Origin of the sequence: Streptomyces sp. NPDC006365 (assembly GCF_042870755.1) — a bacterium.
GTDB classification, from domain to species: Bacteria; Actinomycetota; Actinomycetes; order Streptomycetales; family Streptomycetaceae; genus Streptomyces; species Streptomyces xiangluensis.
Genome location: NZ_JBIAHS010000003.1, coordinates 473,856 through 492,661, shown reverse-complemented (window position 1 = coordinate 492,661; position 18,806 = coordinate 473,856). Strand labels below are relative to the sequence as shown.

At 69.1% G+C, this 18,806-nt stretch carries 19 protein-coding genes and 1 pseudogene; 7 read left to right on the top strand and 13 right to left on the bottom strand.

The features are described 5' to 3' along the window. Positions 1 to 22: 22 nt before the first annotated feature. The 3 genes from ACFYO0_RS11475 (at position 23) to ACFYO0_RS11465 (ending at position 2,895) form a co-directional block, all read left to right on the top strand. Complete coding sequence (locus ACFYO0_RS11475) at positions 23 to 766, top strand: TetR/AcrR family transcriptional regulator (RefSeq protein WP_388673633.1); 744 nt, start codon at positions 23 to 25, stop codon at positions 764 to 766. A gap of 102 nt (positions 767 to 868) precedes the next feature. Further along, positions 869 to 2,233: a sensor histidine kinase gene (locus tag ACFYO0_RS11470; protein ID WP_388673631.1), complete on the top strand. Its 1,365-nt coding sequence runs from the start codon at positions 869 to 871 to the stop codon at positions 2,231 to 2,233. Further along, entirely contained in the window at positions 2,230 to 2,895 is a 666-nt protein-coding gene (locus tag ACFYO0_RS11465; RefSeq protein WP_388673629.1) for a response regulator, read from the top strand. Before ACFYO0_RS11470 ends, ACFYO0_RS11465 begins: the two co-directional genes overlap by 4 nt. Here ACFYO0_RS11465 and ACFYO0_RS11460 read toward each other — a convergent pair. Together ACFYO0_RS11460 and ACFYO0_RS11455 are read right to left on the bottom strand one after the other, a co-directional pair. Further along, positions 2,856 to 3,140 carry a DUF6332 family protein gene (locus ACFYO0_RS11460; protein WP_388673627.1) on the bottom strand — a complete coding sequence of 95 codons (285 nt, stop codon included), beginning with the start codon at positions 3,138 to 3,140 and terminating at the stop codon, positions 2,856 to 2,858. The two genes, ACFYO0_RS11465 and ACFYO0_RS11460, sit on opposite strands and share 40 nt — an antisense overlap. Positions 3,141 to 3,226: 86 nt before the next feature. After that, positions 3,227 to 4,723, bottom strand: coding sequence for an MFS transporter (locus tag ACFYO0_RS11455; RefSeq protein WP_388673625.1), 1,497 nt, complete (start codon positions 4,721 to 4,723; stop codon positions 3,227 to 3,229). Positions 4,724 to 4,810: 87 nt separating this feature from the next. On the opposite strand from ACFYO0_RS11455, the gene ACFYO0_RS11450 reads away from it, so the two are divergent. Beyond that, on the top strand, positions 4,811 to 5,218 hold the full coding sequence (locus ACFYO0_RS11450) for a MarR family winged helix-turn-helix transcriptional regulator (protein ID WP_388673623.1): 408 nt from the start codon (positions 4,811 to 4,813) through the stop codon (positions 5,216 to 5,218). On the opposite strand, the gene ACFYO0_RS11445 is transcribed toward ACFYO0_RS11450, so the two are convergent. Beyond that, a complete protein-coding gene (locus ACFYO0_RS11445; RefSeq protein WP_388673621.1) occupies positions 5,219 to 5,971 on the bottom strand; it encodes a maleylpyruvate isomerase family mycothiol-dependent enzyme in 753 nt (250 codons plus the stop codon). A 151-nt stretch (positions 5,972 to 6,122) separates the two neighbouring features. Between ACFYO0_RS11445 and ACFYO0_RS11440 the strand changes: the two genes are divergently transcribed. After that, complete coding sequence (locus ACFYO0_RS11440) at positions 6,123 to 7,349, top strand: cytochrome P450 (RefSeq protein ID WP_388673619.1); 1,227 nt, start codon at positions 6,123 to 6,125, stop codon at positions 7,347 to 7,349. A 68-nt stretch (positions 7,350 to 7,417) separates the two neighbouring features. Here ACFYO0_RS11440 and ACFYO0_RS11435 read toward each other — a convergent pair whose 3' ends face one another. The 8 genes and pseudogenes from ACFYO0_RS11435 to ACFYO0_RS11400 form a co-directional block, all read right to left on the bottom strand. After that, on the bottom strand, positions 7,418 to 8,701 hold the full coding sequence (locus ACFYO0_RS11435; protein ID WP_388673617.1) for a cytochrome P450: 1,284 nt from the start codon (positions 8,699 to 8,701) through the stop codon (positions 7,418 to 7,420). Then, a complete protein-coding gene (locus tag ACFYO0_RS11430) occupies positions 8,698 to 9,330 on the bottom strand; it encodes an ATP/GTP-binding protein (protein WP_388673615.1) in 633 nt (210 codons plus the stop codon). The genes ACFYO0_RS11435 and ACFYO0_RS11430 overlap by 4 nt, the downstream gene beginning before the upstream one ends. Then, positions 9,311 to 9,667: a DUF742 domain-containing protein gene (locus ACFYO0_RS11425; protein ID WP_388673613.1), complete on the bottom strand. Its 357-nt coding sequence runs from the start codon at positions 9,665 to 9,667 to the stop codon at positions 9,311 to 9,313. Before ACFYO0_RS11425 ends, ACFYO0_RS11430 begins: the two co-directional genes overlap by 20 nt. A 4-nt stretch (positions 9,668 to 9,671) precedes the next feature. Next, positions 9,672 to 10,082 (bottom strand): roadblock/LC7 domain-containing protein, encoded by a 411-nt coding sequence (locus ACFYO0_RS11420; protein WP_386336645.1) that lies wholly within the window; start codon positions 10,080 to 10,082, stop codon positions 9,672 to 9,674. A 118-nt stretch (positions 10,083 to 10,200) separates the two neighbouring features. Continuing rightward, positions 10,201 to 12,036 carry an ATP-binding protein gene (locus ACFYO0_RS11415; protein WP_388673611.1) on the bottom strand — a complete coding sequence of 612 codons (1,836 nt, stop codon included), beginning with the start codon at positions 12,034 to 12,036 and terminating at the stop codon, positions 10,201 to 10,203. A gap of 441 nt (positions 12,037 to 12,477) precedes the next feature. Further along, positions 12,478 to 12,713 (bottom strand): annotated as a pseudogene (locus ACFYO0_RS11410) (MFS transporter); the annotation flags it as partial. A 65-nt stretch (positions 12,714 to 12,778) separates the two neighbouring features. Then, positions 12,779 to 13,945: an alpha-hydroxy-acid oxidizing protein gene (locus ACFYO0_RS11405; protein ID WP_388673609.1), complete on the bottom strand. Its 1,167-nt coding sequence runs from the start codon at positions 13,943 to 13,945 to the stop codon at positions 12,779 to 12,781. A gap of 365 nt (positions 13,946 to 14,310) precedes the next feature. Then, positions 14,311 to 14,640, bottom strand: coding sequence for an SDR family NAD(P)-dependent oxidoreductase (locus tag ACFYO0_RS11400; RefSeq protein WP_388673607.1), 330 nt, complete (start codon positions 14,638 to 14,640; stop codon positions 14,311 to 14,313). 314 nt (positions 14,641 to 14,954) lie between these two features. Between ACFYO0_RS11400 and ACFYO0_RS11395 the strand changes: the two genes are divergently transcribed. Further along, on the top strand, positions 14,955 to 15,293 hold the full coding sequence (locus ACFYO0_RS11395; protein ID WP_388673605.1) for a hypothetical protein: 339 nt from the start codon (positions 14,955 to 14,957) through the stop codon (positions 15,291 to 15,293). Between the two features lie 2 nt (positions 15,294 to 15,295). Here the strand turns inward: ACFYO0_RS11395 and ACFYO0_RS11390 are convergent, their stop codons facing one another. Together ACFYO0_RS11390 and ACFYO0_RS11385 are read right to left on the bottom strand one after the other, a co-directional pair. Next, positions 15,296 to 15,982 (bottom strand): GntR family transcriptional regulator, encoded by a 687-nt coding sequence (locus tag ACFYO0_RS11390; RefSeq protein ID WP_388673603.1) that lies wholly within the window; start codon positions 15,980 to 15,982, stop codon positions 15,296 to 15,298. A 462-nt stretch (positions 15,983 to 16,444) separates the two neighbouring features. Next, entirely contained in the window at positions 16,445 to 17,125 is a 681-nt protein-coding gene (locus tag ACFYO0_RS11385) for a haloacid dehalogenase type II (protein ID WP_388673601.1), read from the bottom strand. A gap of 259 nt (positions 17,126 to 17,384) precedes the next feature. On the opposite strand from ACFYO0_RS11385, the gene ACFYO0_RS11380 reads away from it, so the two are divergent. Continuing rightward, positions 17,385 to 18,662, top strand: a complete 1,278-nt coding sequence (locus ACFYO0_RS11380) for an NAD(P)/FAD-dependent oxidoreductase (RefSeq protein WP_388673599.1) — start codon at positions 17,385 to 17,387, stop codon at positions 18,660 to 18,662. The last annotated feature ends 144 nt before the right edge of the window (positions 18,663 to 18,806 follow it).

Below are 18,806 nucleotides of genomic sequence, written 5' to 3'. Positions count from 1 at the left end.
ACTTCATGGGACACTGCCTGACATGAGTAGCGCCCGAGGAGCCCGCGCCCGCGCCAGGACCGAAGTCACCGCGGCCATCAAGGACGCGGCGCGCAGACAGCTCGCGAAGGAAGGCGCCGCCAAGCTCTCGTTGCGGGCCGTGGCCCGCGAACTCGGCATGGTCTCCTCCGCGTTGTACCGCTACTTCCCCAGCCGCGACGACCTGCTGACCGCCCTCATCATCGACGCCTACGACTCGCTTGGCGAGAGTGCGGAGGCCGCGTACGAGAAGGTCGCCGACGCCGGCCCGATCCGGCGCTGGGCCGCGGTGTGCGAGGCGGTACGCGGCTGGGCGCTCGCGCATCCGCACGAGTACGCGCTGATCTACGGGTCGCCCGTGCCCGGATACGCCGCGCCGGACTCGACCGTGCCCGCGGCGTCCCGGGTCGCGCTGCTGCTCATCGGCATCGTTCGCGACGCACACCAGGGCGTGGGCGTTGCCCTGCCCCGCCTGCCCGCCGAACTCAAGCCGGAGGCACGGCGGCTGGCCCAGGACCTCGCGCCGGACCTGCCGCCGGAGGTGGTGACGGCCCTCGTCGCGGCCTGGGCCCAGCTGTCCGGGCTGATCGGCTTCGAGCTGTTCGGCCAGTTCAACCGCGTGGTGGAGGACCGCGAAGCCTTCTTCCGGCACGCCGCCGCCCAACTCGGCCATGACGTGGGCCTGGTGTTCCCTCAGGACACCGGCACGGGAGGAGCGGGAGGCGGCGGCAGCCGGTCAGGATCCTGAGGCAGGGTCGGCGCGAGCAGCCGCACACACGGGAGGTACTTCCCTGGGAGTACGTCTGATCACCACGCTCGGCGGACGCCCGGACGGCCCGTGGCGTCTAGCGTGGCTCACATGGAAGAGCAGCGCACACGCCTCAGCGGCTGTCCGCCGTGGGCGCGGGGCGGGCCACCGTGGGCACGGGGCGGACCTCCATGGCTCTGGCGGCACAGGCCGCCGTGGTGGAGCGGGGGCGACGACGAGGCGGAGGAGGGGTGTCCTCGCTGGCCCTGGCGTTCGACGCTGCCGTTCACCTTGGTCGTGCTGATCGGCAGCACCTTCGCCGCCCAGGCACAGCCTGCTCGTGAGCCGCTCGATCCCTTTGCCTTTGTCCTGCTGTTTGTGGGCTCCTTGGTACTCCTGTGGCGGCAGCGGCATCCGGTGTTCGTGGTGTTCGGCACCTCCGCCGCGGCGACGGTCTACTTCGTCGCCGGATATCCGTACGGGCCGGTCTTCCTGACCGTCGCTCTCGGCTGCTTCAGCGCTGTCGTCGCCGGGCACCGCCGGGCGGCCTGGGCGGCGCTGGCGATGCTGTGGACGGTGCACCTCCTGGTGGGCCATTGGCTCTACCGGTGGCTGCCGCCGAACGACGACACCGTGGGCTCCTGGGGCGAGGACGTCTCGGTGGCCACCTGGATGGTCGCCATCGCCGCGCTCTCCGAACTCGTCCGCGTTCGCCGTGAGCAGTGGGACCGGGACCGGGTGGAGCGTCGTCAGGCGGTCCGGCGGCGCGCCGACGAGGAGCGGCTGCGGATCGCCCGCGATCTGCACGACGTGCTGGCGCACAGCATCTCGGTCATCAACGTCCAGGCGGGCGTGGGGCTCGCGCTGCTCGACTCCGACCCGGATCAGGCCCGTACCGCCCTCACCACCATCAAGTCGGCTAGCAAGGAGGCCCTCGGGGAAGTCCGCCAGGTGCTCGACACGCTCCGTCCGCCCGTCTCCCACCACCGCCCTGCCAGTGGTGCGCTGCGCGCAGCCCCCTTTGATTCCGGCGACGCGCCGCGTGCACCGGCGCCCGGTCTCGAGCGGCTGCCCGAACTCGTCGAGCAGGCGGCGAGTGCCGGGCTGACGGTCGGCGTCGAGACCGAGGGGAAGCGCAGGGCGCTGCCACCGGGCGCCGATCTCGCCGCCTTCCGCATCGTCCAGGAGGCTCTGACCAATGTCGTACGGCACTCCGGTTCGCGGCACGCGCGCGTACTGGTCGGCTACCAGGACGACGCCCTGAAGCTCCGTATCGACGACGACGGACCGGCGACCGGCGCCGACGCGGGCGGCAGCGGCAACGGACTGGCCGGAATGCGGGAACGGGCCGCGGCCCTCGGTGGCACGATCGAGGCCGGGCCGCGCGAGGACGGCGGTTTCCGGGTACTGGCCGTACTGCCGCTGGAGAGCAGGGCCAAGCTCGTCAGGTTCAAGGAGGACCGGTGATCCGCGTACTGCTCGCCGACGACCAGTCACTGGTCCGCGCAGGCTTCAAGGCGCTCCTCGACGCACAGAGGGACATCGAGGTCGCCGGGGAGGCCGCCGACGGCGAGGAGGCGCTGCGCAAGGCGCGTGACCTGCGCCCCGACGTCGTCCTGATGGACATCCGTATGCCCCTGCTCGACGGTCTCGAAGCGACCCGCCGCATCACTGAGGACGCCGGCATGCAGGACGTCAAGGTGGTCATGCTCACCACCTTCGAGCTCGACGAGTACGTCTTCGAGGCCATCCGTTCCGGGGCCTCCGGCTTCCTCGTCAAGGACACCGAACCGGACGAACTGCTGCGCGCGGTCAGGGCGGTGGTCGAGGGCGACGCGCTGCTGTCGCCCGGCGTGACGCGGCGGCTGATCGCCGAGTTCGCGGCCCGGTCCAAGGAGCCGGCCGTCGCTCGGTCGCTCGCCGGTCTCACGGAGCGGGAGCGGGAGGTGATGGCCCTGGTGGGCATCGGGCTCTCCAACGACGAGATCGCCCGCCGCCTGGTCGTCAGCCCGCTCACGGCGAAGACCCATGTGAGCCGCACGATGGTGAAGCTGGGCGCGCGCGACCGGGCCCAACTGGTCGTACTGGCCTACGAGTCGGGCTTGGTGCGGCCGGGCTGGCTGGGCTGAGGGCCACGCTGGAAACGGACCAGCACACTGACCACCCGTACGAAGAAGACCACGACCGCGAGCCCGCACCCGGCCATGACCAGCAGGTCTTCGGCGCCGGCAGGCAGGTCGAAGAGCAGCGCCGGACCGGACACGGCCCCGAAGACCAGGACAGCCACGACCGCCGCACTGCACAGCGCGTATCCGATCTCGACGGTCATCGCGTCCCGCTCGGCCTGAGTCCGCCGTACCCCGCTGTTCCCCATGCGCCGAAGTCTCACAGCAGCGCGCCCGGCGGGCAAGAACTGCCCGCCGGGCGCGCGTAGTTGCGTAGAGGGATGCGAGAGAGGGATCAGTCGCGGACCGGTACCCGCTCCTCGCGCTCCTTCTGCCCCTCCTGGACGGACTCGGACTTGGCGACCAGGACCGTCTGCTGAGGAGCACGCCGCGTCCGCAGCCCCGTGGCCGTGATCAGCAGCCCGAGGACCGCGATCCCCGTCACCACGATCAGCCCCGTGCGGTAGCTGTCGAGGATGGCCTGCGGAGAGGCGTCGTCGGAGGCGCTCGCGGTCACGACGGCCGTCACGACCGCCAGGAAGATCGCGCCGCCCACCTGCACCGAGGTGTTGAGCAGACCCGAGACCATGCCCTGCTCATGGTCGTCCACGCCGTTGGTGGCCTGGATGTTCAGCGAGGGGAAGACCAGCGCGCAGGCGGCGCCGATGAACAGCATCGTCGGCAGGATCACCGCCGCGTACACCGGCTCGAGGTCGATGCGCAGGAAAAGCGCGTACCCGAGGACCATCAGCGCGAAGCCCACCGGGATCAGCCGCCGGGTGCCGAACCGGTCGACGACGGCTCCCATCTTCGTGGCGGACAGCGCCACCAGGGCGCCCGCGGGCAGGAAGGCCAGCGCCGTCTCCAGGGCCGACCAGCCGAGCAGCGTCTGCAGGTACAGGGTGGCCAGGAACTGGTAGCCGATGTACGAGCCGAAGAACGTCATCGCACCGAGCTGGGCCCGGATCTGGTTGCCGGAGCGCAGCACACCGAGCCGGACCAGCGGACCCGCCGAGCGCTGCTCGATCCGGACGAAGACCGCGAGCAGGACGGCGACGGCGAGGAACGAAAGCAGCGTACGGGCCGAGGCCCAGCCGACCTCCGGGGCCTGGACGACGGTGAAGACGAGCAGCAGCATCGAGACCGTGCCGATGATGGCACCGGGGATGTCGTAGCCGTTGTGGTCCTTCTCCCGCTCGCTGCGCGGGAGCAGCTTGAGACCGGCGATCAGGGCGATGATCGCGATGGGTGCGGGCAGCAGCATGGTCAGGCGCCAGCTGGCCTCGGTGAGCAGACCGGACAGGACGAGGCCCATGGAGAAGCCGGTGGCGGCGCAGGTGGTGTAGATGGAGAGAGCGCGGTTGCGCAGCGGGCCCTCGGCGAAGGTCGTGGTGATGATCGACAGGCCCGCGGGTGCGGTGAACGCCGCGCTCAGGCCCTTGATGAAGCGGCTGGCGATCAGCAGCGGGCCGGAGTCGACGAGTCCGCCGAGCAGCGAGGCGAGCGCGAAGACGGCCAGCGCGACCAGGAAGACCTGGCGGCGGCCGAGCAGGTCGGCGGTCCGTCCGCCGAGGAGCAACAGGCCGCCGTAGCCCAGGATGTAGCCGCTGACGACCCATTGCAGGGCCGAGGTGGAGAGGTCGAGTTCGGAGCCGATGGACGGCAGGGCGACGCCGACCATCGATACGTCCAGCGCGTCCAGGAACATCGCGGCGCAGAGCACCAGGAGGGTGCCCCACAGGCGAGGTGTCCAGCGTTCCTGGGCCGCGGAGTTGGTGAGCGGAGAGGTCATGTGCCTCACGCTACATGCGTATGCATTCAATGCAAGCGCATTTAATTCGGATGCAACAATTCTGATTCTCTGCTACGTTGCGACCTCATGGCGGCTATGGAGAACGCCGAGCAGGGGCTCGTCGACCAGTGGCGCGACCTCCTCGCGGTGCACGCGCGCACCGTGTCCGAGCTCGACCGCGCACTGCATCAACACGGCCTGTGTGCCAGCGACTTCGAGGTGCTCGACGTGCTGGCAGGATGCGCCGCCTCCGATGATGCCGGTGCGTACCGCGTCCAGGAGATCGCCGATCGGGTCCACCTCAGCCAGAGCGCACTGTCCCGGCTGATCGGCAGGCTCGAGAAGGACGGCCTGGTGGAACGCTGCATGTGCCCCCAGGACCGGCGGGGTGTACGCGTCTCGCTCACGCCGCAGGGGCGCATGCTGCACGGCGACGTGCTGCCGGTGCAGCGCGCGGTGCTGGGGCGGATGCTGGCGGACGGTCCGGGTGGCTGATCACCGGCGCGCGGGGCCGCTCCAGGTGATCGCCGACTTCTCGCGCCACAGCGTCGCGAGGGAGGAGTCTCCGGTCACGCTCGGGAACGGCCGACGGTTCCACAGCGACAGGTAGAGCTCGCCCGCCGGACCGGCCAACTCGCAGCCGGCGTCGGCCAGTTCGCCCCGTTCGCTGACCGGCGGCCCAGCTGACAGCCGTACGGTCCATACCGCTTCGGTGTCCTCGGCCCGCACTCTCAGCACGTGCGGCACCTCCGTGCGCACTGCGCTCTTCTTGCGTGCCTGGAAGCCGAAGAGCAGCTCGTCGATGCCGTCGACCGCGAAGTCGACCGCCATCGCGCCCGCGGTCCCGCCGAGCGCGGACTCCGCGTCGTACCGATGCACCGTCGTCTCGTGCGCCTGTCTCCGTGCCCAGAAGGCGAGCGGTGAGGGGGCGGGCAGGAAGCTCCAACAGTCCACGTCGGCCGGGGCGTTGGCGAGCGTGTCGACGAGCCGCCGGTGGCCCTCGCGGAACCAGGCCATCAATTCCGTACCGTCCAGATCCGGCAGCCCCTCGTCGGGGTGGTACGAGGTGTGTCTCTCGGCGACGAACGCCGTGGCCCACCGGTGCACCATGCCCGTGTGCCGCACCAGGTCCCGCACCTGCCAGCCGGGGCAGGTGGGCACCTTCGCGGAGGTCCCGGCCTCCTCTGCTGCTGTCGCCAGCAACTGGCCCTCGATGTCCAGGGTTCCGATGAGCTGCGCAGTCTCCATGTGGTGAGTCTGCCGGATGGAGTGCGGTCGAGGGGAAGGGAAGTGCCCTGGTCTCGCGGGCGCGGCTCGGCCAGTAATCGGCTGTGCCCGGCCCCACATGATCAATAGCCTTGAACGGTCTGCCGGTTGACGCTTCAAGGAGTCCCCCCACGTGACCACCGCACCGGACCTGCCCGACATCCTGTCGACCGAATTCGCCGAGGATCCCTATCCCGCCTACCGGGTCATGCGCGAGCGCGCCCCGCTGATCTGGCACGAGGCCACCCAGAGCTACATCGTGTCGCGCTACGAAGACGTCGAACGGATCTTCAAGGACCGCGACGGACAGTTCACCACCGACAACTACGTATGGCAGATCGAGCCGGTACACGGCCGGACGATCCTGACGCTCAGCGGGCGCGAGCACGCGGTGCGACGGGCCCTGGTGGCCCCGGCCTTCCGCGGCCGTGACCTGCAGGAGAAGTTCCTGCCTGTCATCGAGGCCAACGCCCGGGCACTCATCGACCGTTTCCGCCACGCCGGAAGTGCCGACCTCGTCGCGGACTTCGCGACACGCTTTCCCGTCAACGTCATCGCCGACATGCTCGGCCTGGACAAGGCCGACCACGACCGCTTCCACCGCTGGTACACATCGGTGATCGCCTTCCTCGGCAATCTCGCGGGCGATCCGGAGGTCGCCGCGGCCGGTGAGCGCACCCGCGTGGAGTTCGCCGAGTACATGATCCCGATCATCCGGCACCGCCGTGACCACCTCGGCGACGACCTGCTGTCCACGCTGTGCGCCGCCGAAGTGGAAGGCGTGCGCATGAGCGACGAGGACATCAAGGCGTTCTGCAGCCTGCTCCTCGCGGCGGGCGGGGAGACCACGGACAAGGCGCTGGCGGGCATCTTCGCCAACCTGCTGGCGCATCCCGAACAGCTACAGGCCGTACGGGAGGACCGCTCACTGATCGACCGAGCCTTCGCGGAGACTCTGCGGTACTCCCCGCCGGTCCACATGATCATGCGTCAGTCGGCCGTGGAGGTGGAGCTGAGCGGCGGCACCGTTCCGCCGGGAGCCACGGTGACCTGCCTGATCGGGGCGGCGAACCGGGACCCCGCCCGCTACCGGGAGCCGGACCGCTTCGATATCTTCCGCGACGATCTGACGACCACGAAGGCCTTCTCCGCCGCGGCAGACCATCTCGCCTTCGCCCTGGGCCGCCACTTCTGCGTGGGAGCCCTGCTGGCCCGCGCCGAGGTCGAGGTCGGGGTGAGCCAACTCCTCGACGCCATGCCGGACATACGGCTCGCCGATGGTTTCCAGCCAGCCGAGCAGGGCGTGTTCACGCGGGGACCGCAGGCGCTGCCGGTGCGCTTCACACCGGCCACGCCCTGATCCCTTCCGGCCACGACATGCCCGTACGACATGCCCGTACGACATGCTCGTAAGGGCACGGGCGGGTCTCACCGCAGAGTGGGCGTGAACTCCACCGGCAGTGAGGTCAGCCCCCGCATCCAGATGGACGGTCGCCATACGAGCTCCTCCGGCTCGACCGACAGGACGACGTCGGGCAGACGCTCCAGCAGCGTCTCGACGGCCGTACGCGCGATGACGTCGGCGAGCAGCGGAGCCGGGTAGGGGCAGCGGTGCTCGCCGTTGGAGAAGGACAGATGGGCGCCGTTCCCCTCGGCGCCGACATGGCCCTCGGGCCAGATCTGCGGGTCGGTGTTCGCTGCCGCGAGCCCGAGGACCAGGCAGTCGCCCGCCTTGATCCGGCGCCCGCCGAGCAGGGTGTCGCGCACTGCCCAGCGGCCGATGAAGTTCTGGGTGGGCGTGTCCAGCCACAGCACCTCGGTGAGGGCCTCTCCGACGCTGACCCGGCCGCCGGAGACGTTGAGCGCGAAGCGGTCGTCGGTGAGCAGCAGCCGCAGCGTGTTGCAGATCCAGTTGGCGGTGGGCTGCTGGGCCGCCGCGACGATCGAGATCAGGTCCTGGACGATCGCGTCGTCGCTCAGTCCCTCGGGGTGGGCCAGCATGCGGGAGACCACGTCCGCGCCGGGCTCCGCGCGCTTGTCCTTCACCAGTTGCTGGATACGTTCCTGTACGCGGACGTAGGCGGCGACCGGATCCTCGCCCTCTCCCGTGTCCAGGGAGATCCGCAAGTCCCGTACGAGGTCGTCGGTGTCCGTGCTGTGGGCCGCCATACCGCACATCTCCACCGCGGCCCGCATCGCCAAGGGGTGTGCGTACATGCTCATCAGCTCGGTCTCGCCACTGCCCGCGAAGGCGTCGATGAGCTGGTCGGCGATCCGCGCGCAGTTGACGCCGAGCTCGAACTGGTCGACGCCTTCCAGGGCCTCGGTGATGACACCGGCCCGCCGCTGGTGCTCGGCGCCCTCGGTGAACAGCACCGAGGGCTGGTAGCCGACGAAAGGCAGCAGGGGCCAGTCCGCGGGGATGCTCTCCCACTGATTCCAGCGCCGCGAGTCGCGCGCGAAGAGTTCGTCGTGGGCGGTGACGAACGAGACCTCCGGGTAGCCGAGCACCAGCCAGGCGGGCACGTCCCCGTCCAGTAGTACGGGCGCCACGGAGCCGTGGGAGCGGCGCAGTTCCTGATACAGCGTGGCGGGCGTCTGCTGGTACTCCAGGCCGCTCAGCGGAACGGCGTCCGCGTGCACCGGGCAGCCCGAGGTGCTCTGCTTCGGGTCGGCGGGGCGCGGGTCGGAGCCGGTCGCGTCGTCGTTCATGGGGTCATCTCCCGGGCCATGGCCAGTTCGTAGAGGTGGTCGACAAGAGTGATCAGGACGTTCTTGCCGGACGAGCGGACCCGTGCGTCGCAGTCGATCAGCGGTATGTGCTCGGGCAGCGTGAGCGCCTGACGGATCTCGCTCAGGGAGAAGGCGTCGGTGTCGCCCTCGAACCGGTTGACCGCGACGACAAAGGGCGTCCTGTGGTGCTCCAGGCGGTCGATGGCGTACCAGCAGTCGCTCATCCGCCGGGTGTCCACCAGGACGACCGCACCCAGGGTCCCCGCGAAGAGCCGGTCCCACAGGAACCAGAAGCGCTCCTGGCCCGGGGCACCGAACAGATACAGGACCGTGCGCTCGGTCAGGCTGATCCGGCCGAAGTCGAAGGCGACCGTCGTCGTGGACTTGTCGGCCAGACCCGCCGTCCGGTCGATGCCGACACCGGCCTTGGTCATGACCTCTTCGGTGTTCAGCGGCCGGATCTCGCTGACCGAGCGGACCAGAGTGGTCTTGCCGACACCGAAGCCGCCCACCACGACGATCTTGAGCCCGGTCTCGGCCGTGGCGCTGAGCGGCGTACGGGCGGAGTGCTCGGAGCTTGTGGAGGGCTCAAAGCTTACGGAGTCCATCGAGAACCTCCAGCAGGAGAGCGGATTCGGGCAGGGCGGCCACCGCCGGGGCGGACCGGGGATGGCGAGCGGTGACCCTCGCCATCGCCAGCAGGTCGCCCACCAGGATCCGGACCACCGTCACCGGGAGCCGGAGTTCGGCGGCGATCTCGACCACGGCGGCCGGGCGACGGCACAGCTCCAGGATCCGGACGTGCTCGGACTGCATGCCACGAGCAGGCTCGCACTCGCTGACGATCAGTGAGACGAGGTCGAGATCGTCGGGAGCCTCGCTGCGGCCCCCGGTGATGGTGTACAGCCGGTCCGGGTCCCCGGTGTCGACCGGACGTCGGCTCATGGGATCAGCTCTCCTCTATCGGGGCGCGGGCCTCGGCACGCAGGTGTTCGCCGATCCGCTCCACCAGGTCGGTCATGTGGTGCCCCACCACACCCGGGTCGGCCCCGTCGTCCGCGACGACCGCGAGGTGCGCCCCCTCACCGGCCTCGACGATGAACAGCAGTCCGCCGTAGAACTCCGTCATCGAGTGGCGTACACCGCCGCTGCCGTCCCCGAACTCGACCGAGGCGCCCTGTGCCAGGGCCTGCATCCCGGAGGCGATGGCCGAGAGCTGATCCGCCTGGTCGACGCCCAACTGCTCGGTCCAGCACAGCTTCAGCCCGTCGCGGGAGAGCACGAGGGCGTGCCGGGTACCGGGGGCGCGCTCGAGAAGACCTTCCAGGAGCCAGGTCAGTGTGGTGTCAGTGGTCTGCATGCGTGGGTGAAGAGCTGGTGATCCGTTCAAGCCCGGCCACCGGCCCTTTCCTCCAATCTCCGGTCTGTGGCGGGTCGGGGCGCCCGGTCGAGGCGTCCCGCGAGAAGAAGGGCCGGGCTCAGTCGGCGTCGTGCGGGTCCGGGTCGGCCGGTTCGGCGGCTGGGGCCGCTTCCGCGGCTGCCGCGGCTTCGCCGGCCGCCGCGGCGAGGCGCGCGCGGTGGAAGGCGCCGAAGCTCTTCCCCGCGTCACGGGCGGCGGGACACCTTGGTGAACTCTCCGCCGGCGTACGGACGCGGTCGGCGGCCGCCATCGTGCGGCCTGGGGGACGTACCGGCAGGCCGTTGGCGGTCACCGAAGCGCTGTCGCCGGCCGGGGCGGAAGACGTAGGCGAGGAGGCGGTAGGTGCCGGGGCCGGTGTGTCCGGCATCCGCGAACTGGCCGGTGCGGCCGGGGTGTCGGGCATCCGCGAACCGGCGGCCGGGGCGTCCGGTGTTCGCGAACCGGCGACCGGTGCCGCCCGCCTCCCGTCGGCCGCACGCACCTCGGGGCGCTCGGTGGCGGCCGCTGTTCGCTCGCTCGGTCGCGCCGACGGGTCGTGCAGCGGGGTCTGAGCAAGCGCCGTGCGCTGCTGGGCAAGCAGTTGGGCCGGCAGGTGTACGACGACTCCGGTGCCTCCGCGGGAGGAGGGGCGGTAGCTGACGGAGATGCCGTACTTGACGGCGAGCCGTCCCACGACCGCGAGCCCCAGCCGGGTCCCCTGGAGGGAGGCGAGGTCGCTCATCGCGCCCGACACCGCCTCCTCGGCGCGCCGCAGGGCGGCGTCGGCCATCTTCAGACCGCTGTCCTCGATGGTGACGACGATGCCGGCGGAGCGTTCCTCCACATAGACATGGACCTGGTCGATCGGCGCGGAGAAGCTGGTCGCGTTGTCCATCAGTTCGGCGAGGAGGTGCATCACGCCCTCGGCCGCGAACCCGGCCACCGCCGCCTTGCTGGCGCAGTTGAGGCTGACCCTGCGGTACGCGGAGATCCGTCCCACGGCTCCGCGCAGGATGCTCTCCATGGGGATCGGCTTGTTCCAGGACCGGCTCGCGCGCCCGCCCATGAGCAACGCCAACCGGTCGGTGAGGAGGCCGAGTTGGGAGGTGCTGTGGTCCAGCTCGAGCAGGTCGCCGAGGACCGCCTCGCCGTGCCGGTCCTGCATCTCCCGCAGATCCGCCAGGATGCCCACGGCCTGGGCCTGCACCCGGCTCAGCGCCTTCGCGCTGGCGGCCCGGGCCGCTGCGGAACGCCGCTCGCTGACCGCGAGTTCGCGTACGCCGACCTCCACCAGGTCGCGCACGACGGTGCTGGAGAACTCGGACAGCCTCAGCTCCGCGCGGACCGTGTCCAGCGAGGCTCCCTCGCCCAGTCTCCGTACTGCTGTGGGCAGGATCTGCGACCTCGCCTTGAGCAGAGCGTCGGTGATGCTCTCCAGGGCCCGCACCGCCTGCTCGCGTTCGCCGTCCGCCGTGACCGCGCGCCGCTGCGCAGCGCCCAGCGCCTCCTCCACCGCGCTCTGCACCGCCCTGAGTTGAGGCTCCGTCGGATGCCAGGCACTGCCCGGTCCCATCGCGGCGGATACGGGACCTCCCGCGGGGTCCTTCATCGCCGTGGACAGCTCCGGGAGCACCGCGCCGGCGAGATACTCCGCCTCTGAGCGATGCCGCGCCGACTCCGCCACCGACCTGTCCACCTGAGTACTGAGCTTGCGGTGCAGCCGGGCGGCCGCCGAGGCGAGCAGCACGAGACAGCCTCCCGCCCCCACGACGGTGCCCGCGACCCAGGCGCGTGCGGCGTCCGGTGCGGCGAGCACGAGAGGAGTGCCGACAGCCGCGGTCACCACCAGTGAGGCGACCGGCAGAAGCCGCCATGCCGACCTCTGGCGTGGGCTGGACGCGTCGGGATGTGCCATGCCGCGATCCTCGATGGTTGTGGGGGTGTGGTGTGCTTGCCGCGCAGGCGTGGAACGCCAAGTCACCTATGTGCAACGGCGGTTGATGTGAAACATGCTAACCACGCGTTCCCGGCCGGAACTCGGACCTCCACACCGCCCACACATGTCGAAAACAGGTCGACGCATAGTGAGCCACGGTAGCCGTGCCTGTGATACGCCCCAACGGACGCCACATCGCCTTCGAATCCCGCCTAACACCCCCAGCCAGGGGTGGAGCAGACGTTTTCGGCATGCCTCGATACGCGCGACAATTACCCGGAATTCCCGGCGGGAGAATGCCCCCCGGAGGACTGAATTCACATGAAGGCAATCGAACTTCAGCCATTTTGGCCGATGGGGAAGGAGCCGTCGGGCATGCGGATGGGCATGTGGACAGGCGCGCGTACGCCAATGCTCCGCCGTATGCCGCGTCATTACGCCGATGAGGGCGGCGACCGCTGCCATCGCGGCCACGCTGATGAGGGCGGTGGGCAGGGAGAACCAGTCCGCCATGAACCCCATGGCAGGTGGTCCCAGGAGCATGCCGCCGGCGGCCAGGGCGCCGCCGGCCCCACCACCGTCCGGGTGCGGACGAGCCGTTCCAGGAACGTCGTCCCGCTGAGCGGGCCGATCGTCACGGCGAGCGCGAAGGCTGCCCTTCGTCGACCCGGGCCGGCCCCCGCTGCCCGCGAGAACCGCGTGGCGAACGCGTTGGGGCGTCTCACATGACGCGCTGGAGAGCTTCTGGAGCGAGGTGGCCGAGGGTGGGATAGCCGTCGACGGCCATGATCAGGTCGGCTTCGGCGAGCAGCGAGCGCAGCACGTGGACGATGCCGTCGGTGCCGCCTAGGGCGAGGCCGTAGGCGTAGGGCCGGCCGATGCCGACGGCGGTGGCACCGAGGGCGATGGCCTTGACGATGTCGGCTCCGCTGCGGATGCCGGAGTCGAACAGGACCGGCAACCCGTCAGCGGCCTCGACGACAGCGGGCAGTGCCTGAAGGGCGGGGAGGCCGCCGTTGGATTGCCGGCCGCCGTGGTTGGAGCAGTAGATGCCGTCCACACCGCCGTCCTTGGCGCGCCGGGCGTCCTCGGGGTGACAGATGCCCTTGACGATCAGTGGCAGGTCGGTGAGTGAGCGAAGCCACGGAAGGTCGTCCCAGGTGAGGGGGTTGCCGAAGACCTGGACCCACTGCACGACGGCCGCTTGGGGATCCTCCTCCGGTGTGCGCGACAACCGGGACCGGAAGACCGGGTCGGTGGTGTAGTTGGACAGGCAGTGCCCACGCAGCTGGGGGAAGTTGCCGCTGGCGAGATCGCGCGGACGCCAGCCGGGGATCCATGTGTCGAGGGTGACGACGATGCCCTTGAACCCGGCCGCCTCGGCTCTGTGGACGAGGCTTTCCGCCAAGTCCCGATCCTTCGGCGTGTACAGCTGGAAGAAGCCTGGTGTGTCGCCGAGTTCGGGGGTGACCTGCTCCATCGGGTCGGCGGAAAGGGTGGAGGCGACCATAGGCACTCCGGTGCGGGCAGCGGCCCGTGCGGTGGCCAGGTCACCGTGCCCGTCCTGGGCGCACAACCCGATGACCCCGACAGGGGCCATGAACACCGGTGACGGCCACGTCATTCCGAAGAGCTCCACTGACAGGTCGCGCTCGGCAGCACCGACGAACATCCTCGGGATGAGCCCCCAGCGGTCGAAAGCCGTGACGTTGGCCCGCTGAGTTCGCTCGTCCCCGGCGCCTCCGGCGACGTACGACCACACAGAGGGCGACAGCGCCGCTTGAGCCTTGGCTTCCAACTCCCCATGGCTCATCGGGAAGGACGGCAGCACCCCCGCCAGCCCGTTGAGGTAGATCTCGTCCTCGAAGGAGCCGAACGTCTGCTTCATGTGATGTCCTTCCCATCGCGTAGGCCGGCAGAGTGCCGCGCCCCTGCCAGGATGGAAGACTGAAAGCCGAAGGACAGGAAATCGCAGGAATTCCGCACTCGGGTGGGCCCGCGTGCAGGATGACGTCAGGTTGCTGAGCGAGGAGGACCTGGCGCTCATCCACGCACTCCAACTGCAGCCACGGGCATCGTGGAGCGTTCTGGGCCAGGCTCTCGACTCTGGCCGCCGCGCACCCCAACGGCTGTAGGGGCATGCGCTCGACTCGTGGTCGATCGGTCATGCCGCAATCCGGGGTTGCCCGAGCAGAAGGCGAGACGAAGACAGGTCGCCCAGTCCAGTGCTGGTGGTGATGCCCAGCAGGGTGTTCAGAAGGCGGTGTACCCGCCGTCGACGGGGAGGACCGCTCCCGTGACGTACGACGACTCGGGCGATGCGAAGAAGAGCACCGCGTCGGCGACCTCTTCGGGGGTGGCGAGGCGCTGGGGCGGGATCTGCATCTCGCGCTCGCGGCGGTAGGCCTCGGGGTCGGGGTTGCGCTGGATCGACGCTTCGATGATCGGCGTGGCGGTCAGGCCCGGGGCGACGACGTTGACACGGATGTTGCGCGGCGCCCATTCGATCGCCGCGCCCTTGGCGAGCATGATGAGACCTCCCTTGGCGGCGGAGTACAGGACTTCCCCGGGCTTGCCGACCATGCCGAGCCGTGAACTGACGCAGACGAAGGCCGACTACCGGGAGCGTGAGGGCCGACGAGTCGCCGAAGATCCTTTCCGGCGTCCCCGACCTGCCCGATCCCCGAGATCAGGCGACTCGGCGAGACCCTGAAGCAGTGCCGCGAGGCGTTCCTGCCCCACCGCGAGACAGGCCGCGCCGACACCGAGGTCGCCGTCAACGGTTTCATCGAGCTTCACCGACGCGTCGTCCGCGGCTTCAGGAACCGTGCCGACCAAAGGTTACGCATGCTCCTCGCCGACGGCGGCTGACCGAACCGGTGATGACGGTGACCTGCGTGGACGGCACCAGCCGCACCGAGCTGTACTGCTTCGCGTCCACCCCGCTGAATGAGTTTGCCTTTCCCGCACGGGAGACGGCGATCTGGTACGCGCGCATGTGGGAGATTGAATTGACGTACACGGCCTTGAAGGTCACCCAGCGCTGTGTGGGCCGGTTACTGCGCTCACGCGGCCCGCGCGGCATGGAGCAGGAGGTCCACGCCTGCCGGACAACACGCCAGCTGCTGGGGATTTTCCAGGGGCAGGCCGCGGCCGAGGGCGACGTCGAACCCCGGCGCGTGCCCTTCACCGAGGTCCTGCCCGTGGTCGCCACTCACTTCACACAGGCTGCATGACCTCATGCATGCCGGGGCGCGCGTTCCCCTTGATCTCCCGCCTGGCCTCGCAGCGCCGTTTGGAAATGGGCAGCCAGTTCCTGGCGGAATGCGTCGTTGTCGCCTTCCAGGGCAACCGCAGCCAACCTCTCGTGCTCGACGACCAGTTGATGCGGATCGTCGCTGTACGTGCGGTGGTCGACGCTGAGGTAGAGGCGCAGCTTGGTCTCCCAGCCATTCCAAAGACTCTGCAGGATGCTGTGTTCCGAGAGGTCGTAGAAGAGCCCGTGGAAGCGAAGGTGTGCGTCGATGCCGGCAGCGATGTCGTTCTTCTCCGTTGCTCGGTGGAGATCCTCGACGGTTTGCAGCAACCGTGGCCGCTCAGGACCGCGTAGTGCTGCGGCCGAGAGCTCAGCGGCGTACGGCTCGACACGTAGGCGGACCGAGGCGATTTCGGCGACGTCACGAGCGCTCACCTCTACGACGAACGCCCCACGGAAGGGGATCTTCACAACGAGCCCTTCCTCCTCCAGCTTGGTCAGCGCCTCGCGCAGCGGGGACCGGCTGATCCCGAGGTCCGCGGCGATGTGCGCCTCGCGCAGCTGTCCACCAGGAGGTACGGTCCCGTCGAGGATGGCGGCACGCAGTGTCCGGTAGACGCCGTCCGGCGTCGTCGTCCGCTGCTCCAGCCACTCGAACTTGTGGTCCACCCCGTCGCCCTCCCTTGGTAGTTGTCGACCACTTGGTCGTTTGTCGACTATACCTCCGGGATGAACTGAGCACTGGAACAGTGGGTTCTGGTGCCCAAGCTGAGCCGGCGTGGTTTACCGCGCCGCGGTGGAAGCGGAGCCGGTGGAACTCGCGCAGCACGGTGTCTTGGAACCGTTCACACACTGCGTCGCGCCGTGGAGGCCGGCGCAGCACCTGGCAGATCGGTGACGTTTCCGATCCTGACGGGTGCTCGACGAGCCGCAGCCGGCGGCCGTACAGCCTGTCCTCGTGGGTCACGGGATGGCCTTCTTCTCTGTGTCTCGGCAATGCAGAGAATGCCTCTGTGACCCACACCCGCACGGAGATCGGTCCGGCCTGGTGTCACTCCAAGACGTGATCCCGCAGCAGACAAGGTGTTGTCGCGCGACAGACGGTTGATGGAGCGGTACTCGCTCTTCGTGTCACGGGCGCGGCAGGCCGAGAAGGACGGGGAGGTCGGCGATGTCGGTGATCCGCTTGTAGCCGAGCCAGTGCTCGTCGTGCTCGAAGCCGCGGTCCACGTACACCTTGTTCTTGATCCCCATGTGGGCCGCGGAGCGGAGGTCGTACTTCGGGCTGGCCGAGACGTGGACGATCTCGTCGGGTGCCACGCCGAGCTTGTCCAGCGTGTATTCAAACGCACGGAGCCGGGGCTTGTAGACGCCCATCTCCTCGGCACTGATCACGACCTCGAACGGGGCCTGGAGGTTCTCCGAGAGGCGCTTGGCGTGCACGTCGTCGGAGTTCGTGACGATCACCAGCGGGTACTCCTCGGCCAAGCGCCGCAGCGCCTCGCTGACGCCGGGGTACGGGCCCCACGTGGGGATCTCCTCGTACACCGCCGGACCGTCGCCCTCACGGTACTCAAGGCCGAACCTGCACATGGTCCGTTCCAGCGAGTGAGCGACGACCTGGTGGAACGGCTTGTACTCGCCCAGGCACTCGTCGATCCGGTACTGGTTGCCGGTCCGCAGGAACTCGTCGGCGATCTCAGCCGGGAGCCGGTCGCCCAGGATCCGGCGGATCACCTCGTTGATGCGGAAGTGGATCAACGTTCCATTCATGTCGAACGTGACGAACTTCGGCTTGCTCTCGAATTCCACGGTTCCTCCAGGTGTCGATCGAAGGCAGTCAGTCAGTGTCGCTTGTCGATTGTCGACCATATGAGTATGGTCGACAACTGTCAACAGGCCCGAACCGTCCCTCAGGCCCGCTCTGCCGGACGTCAAGAGGCTTTTTGCATGGGAACTGGAATGAACGGTGTCGGAGTGGCAGCGAGCACACTTCCGACGGCGGACCCTCGAAGGGCCTGACGCACGTGCCTTCACAGCGGACGGCACAAGCAGGAGAGAGAGCAGCGACATGAAGTTCACCCCCTACTGGCTCGACACCGCTCCCCAGGGTCCGGACCGGTCCCGGACCGAGATCGCTGGGCATGTCGACGTGGCGATCATCGGGGCCGGCCTGACCGGCCTCTCCGCGGCACTGCACCTGGCGCGCAAAGGTGCGAACGTGCACGTCTTCGAGAAGGAGACGGTGGGATTCGGCGCTTCGGGCCGCAACGGCGGCATGGCCACCACGGGCCTGTCGATCGGGTTCGGGCAGGCAGTCTCCCGCTACGGGTTCGACACCGCGAAGGCGTATCTGATGTCCTACCACGACGCGGTCGACACCCTCGAGAAGCTCGTCAACGAAGAAGGTATCGACTGCCACTTCGCCCGCACGGGCAAGCTGAACCTGGCCTCCAAGCCGGCCCACGTCGAGGGTCTGCGCAAGACCCACGAGGTCATGTCCGGCCGTCTCGGGATCGAGACCCGGCTCATACCCAAGAGCGAGATCCGCTCGGAGATCGGCTCCGACCGCTTCCACGGCGGGCTGGTCGACTCCAAGAGCGCGGGGCTGCATGTCGGCAAGTTCACCAAGGGTCTCGCCGAGGCCGCCGCGCGGATCGGCGTCACCATTCACGAGAAGGCACCGATCGAGAAGGTCAGTCGACTGGACGGCACGCGGCACGAGCTGGTCACTCCGCGCGGGACCGTCCGGGCCGACCAGGTGCTTGTCGCGACCAGCGGGTACACCGGCAGGCCGTTCCGCTGGCACCAGGTCAGGATCGCGCCCGTCGGCAGCTTCATCATCGTGACCGAACCGCTGGGCAAGGACGTCTGCGACGCGCTTCTGCCGAATCGGCGGGTGGCATCGAACACCTTGAACCTGCTGAACTATTTCCGGATCACCCCGGACCACCGGCTGCTGTGGGGTGGCCGCGCCCGGTTCGCCATGTCCAACCGGCAGTCGGACGCGAAGAGCGGGCGCATCCTGCAAAAGACAATGACCGAGGTCTTCCCGCAGCTGACGAACGCGCGCGTCGACTACTGCTGGGGCGGTCTGGTCGACATGAGCATGGACCGAATGGTGCACGCCGGCGAGCAGAACGGATTGTTCTACTCGCTCGGCTACTCCGGCCACGGCGTCCAGATGGCCACGCACATGGGCAAGCAGATGGCCGACTACATGAACGGCACGCCGACCGCCAACCCTTGGCGCGACCTGCCCTTCAGGCGGATCCCGGGACACTTCGGCCCGCCCTGGTTCCTGCCCTTCGCGGGCGGCTACTACAAGTTCAAGGACCTCATCAAGTAGGCGCGAGACGGAGATGCTGAGCAGAGGGGCGGTGGACGTATGACGCCCCCTCGCATCACTGGTCGTACGTCTCGCCGGATCGCACCCGGTCTGCGGGTGGAGACCGGCCCGGGGATCGACGGGCCCTTACGCTACGACGCCTCC

Coding starts and splice junctions, on each gene's coding strand:
- ACFYO0_RS11460 (WP_388673627.1), bottom strand. CDS start 3,140: ATGGGGAACAGCGGGGTACGGCGGACTCAGGCCGAGCGGGACGCGATG.
- ACFYO0_RS11405 (WP_388673609.1), bottom strand. CDS start 13,945: ATGAAGCAGACGTTCGGCTCCTTCGAGGACGAGATCTACCTCAACGGG.
- ACFYO0_RS11425 (WP_388673613.1), bottom strand. CDS start 9,667: ATGAGCCGACGTCCGGTCGACACCGGGGACCCGGACCGGCTGTACACC.
- ACFYO0_RS11400 (WP_388673607.1), bottom strand. CDS start 14,640: ATGGTCGGCAAGCCCGGGGAAGTCCTGTACTCCGCCGCCAAGGGAGGT.
- ACFYO0_RS11445 (WP_388673621.1), bottom strand. CDS start 5,971: ATGGAGACTGCGCAGCTCATCGGAACCCTGGACATCGAGGGCCAGTTG.
- ACFYO0_RS11430 (WP_388673615.1), bottom strand. CDS start 9,330: ATGGACTCCGTAAGCTTTGAGCCCTCCACAAGCTCCGAGCACTCCGCC.
- ACFYO0_RS11420 (WP_386336645.1), bottom strand. CDS start 10,082: ATGCAGACCACTGACACCACACTGACCTGGCTCCTGGAAGGTCTTCTC.
- ACFYO0_RS11435 (WP_388673617.1), bottom strand. CDS start 8,701: ATGAACGACGACGCGACCGGCTCCGACCCGCGCCCCGCCGACCCGAAG.
- ACFYO0_RS11380 (WP_388673599.1), top strand. CDS start 17,385: ATGAAGTTCACCCCCTACTGGCTCGACACCGCTCCCCAGGGTCCGGAC.
- ACFYO0_RS11415 (WP_388673611.1), bottom strand. CDS start 12,036: ATGGCACATCCCGACGCGTCCAGCCCACGCCAGAGGTCGGCATGGCGG.
- ACFYO0_RS11455 (WP_388673625.1), bottom strand. CDS start 4,723: ATGACCTCTCCGCTCACCAACTCCGCGGCCCAGGAACGCTGGACACCT.
- ACFYO0_RS11450 (WP_388673623.1), top strand. CDS start 4,811: ATGGCGGCTATGGAGAACGCCGAGCAGGGGCTCGTCGACCAGTGGCGC.
- ACFYO0_RS11475 (WP_388673633.1), top strand. CDS start 23: ATGAGTAGCGCCCGAGGAGCCCGCGCCCGCGCCAGGACCGAAGTCACC.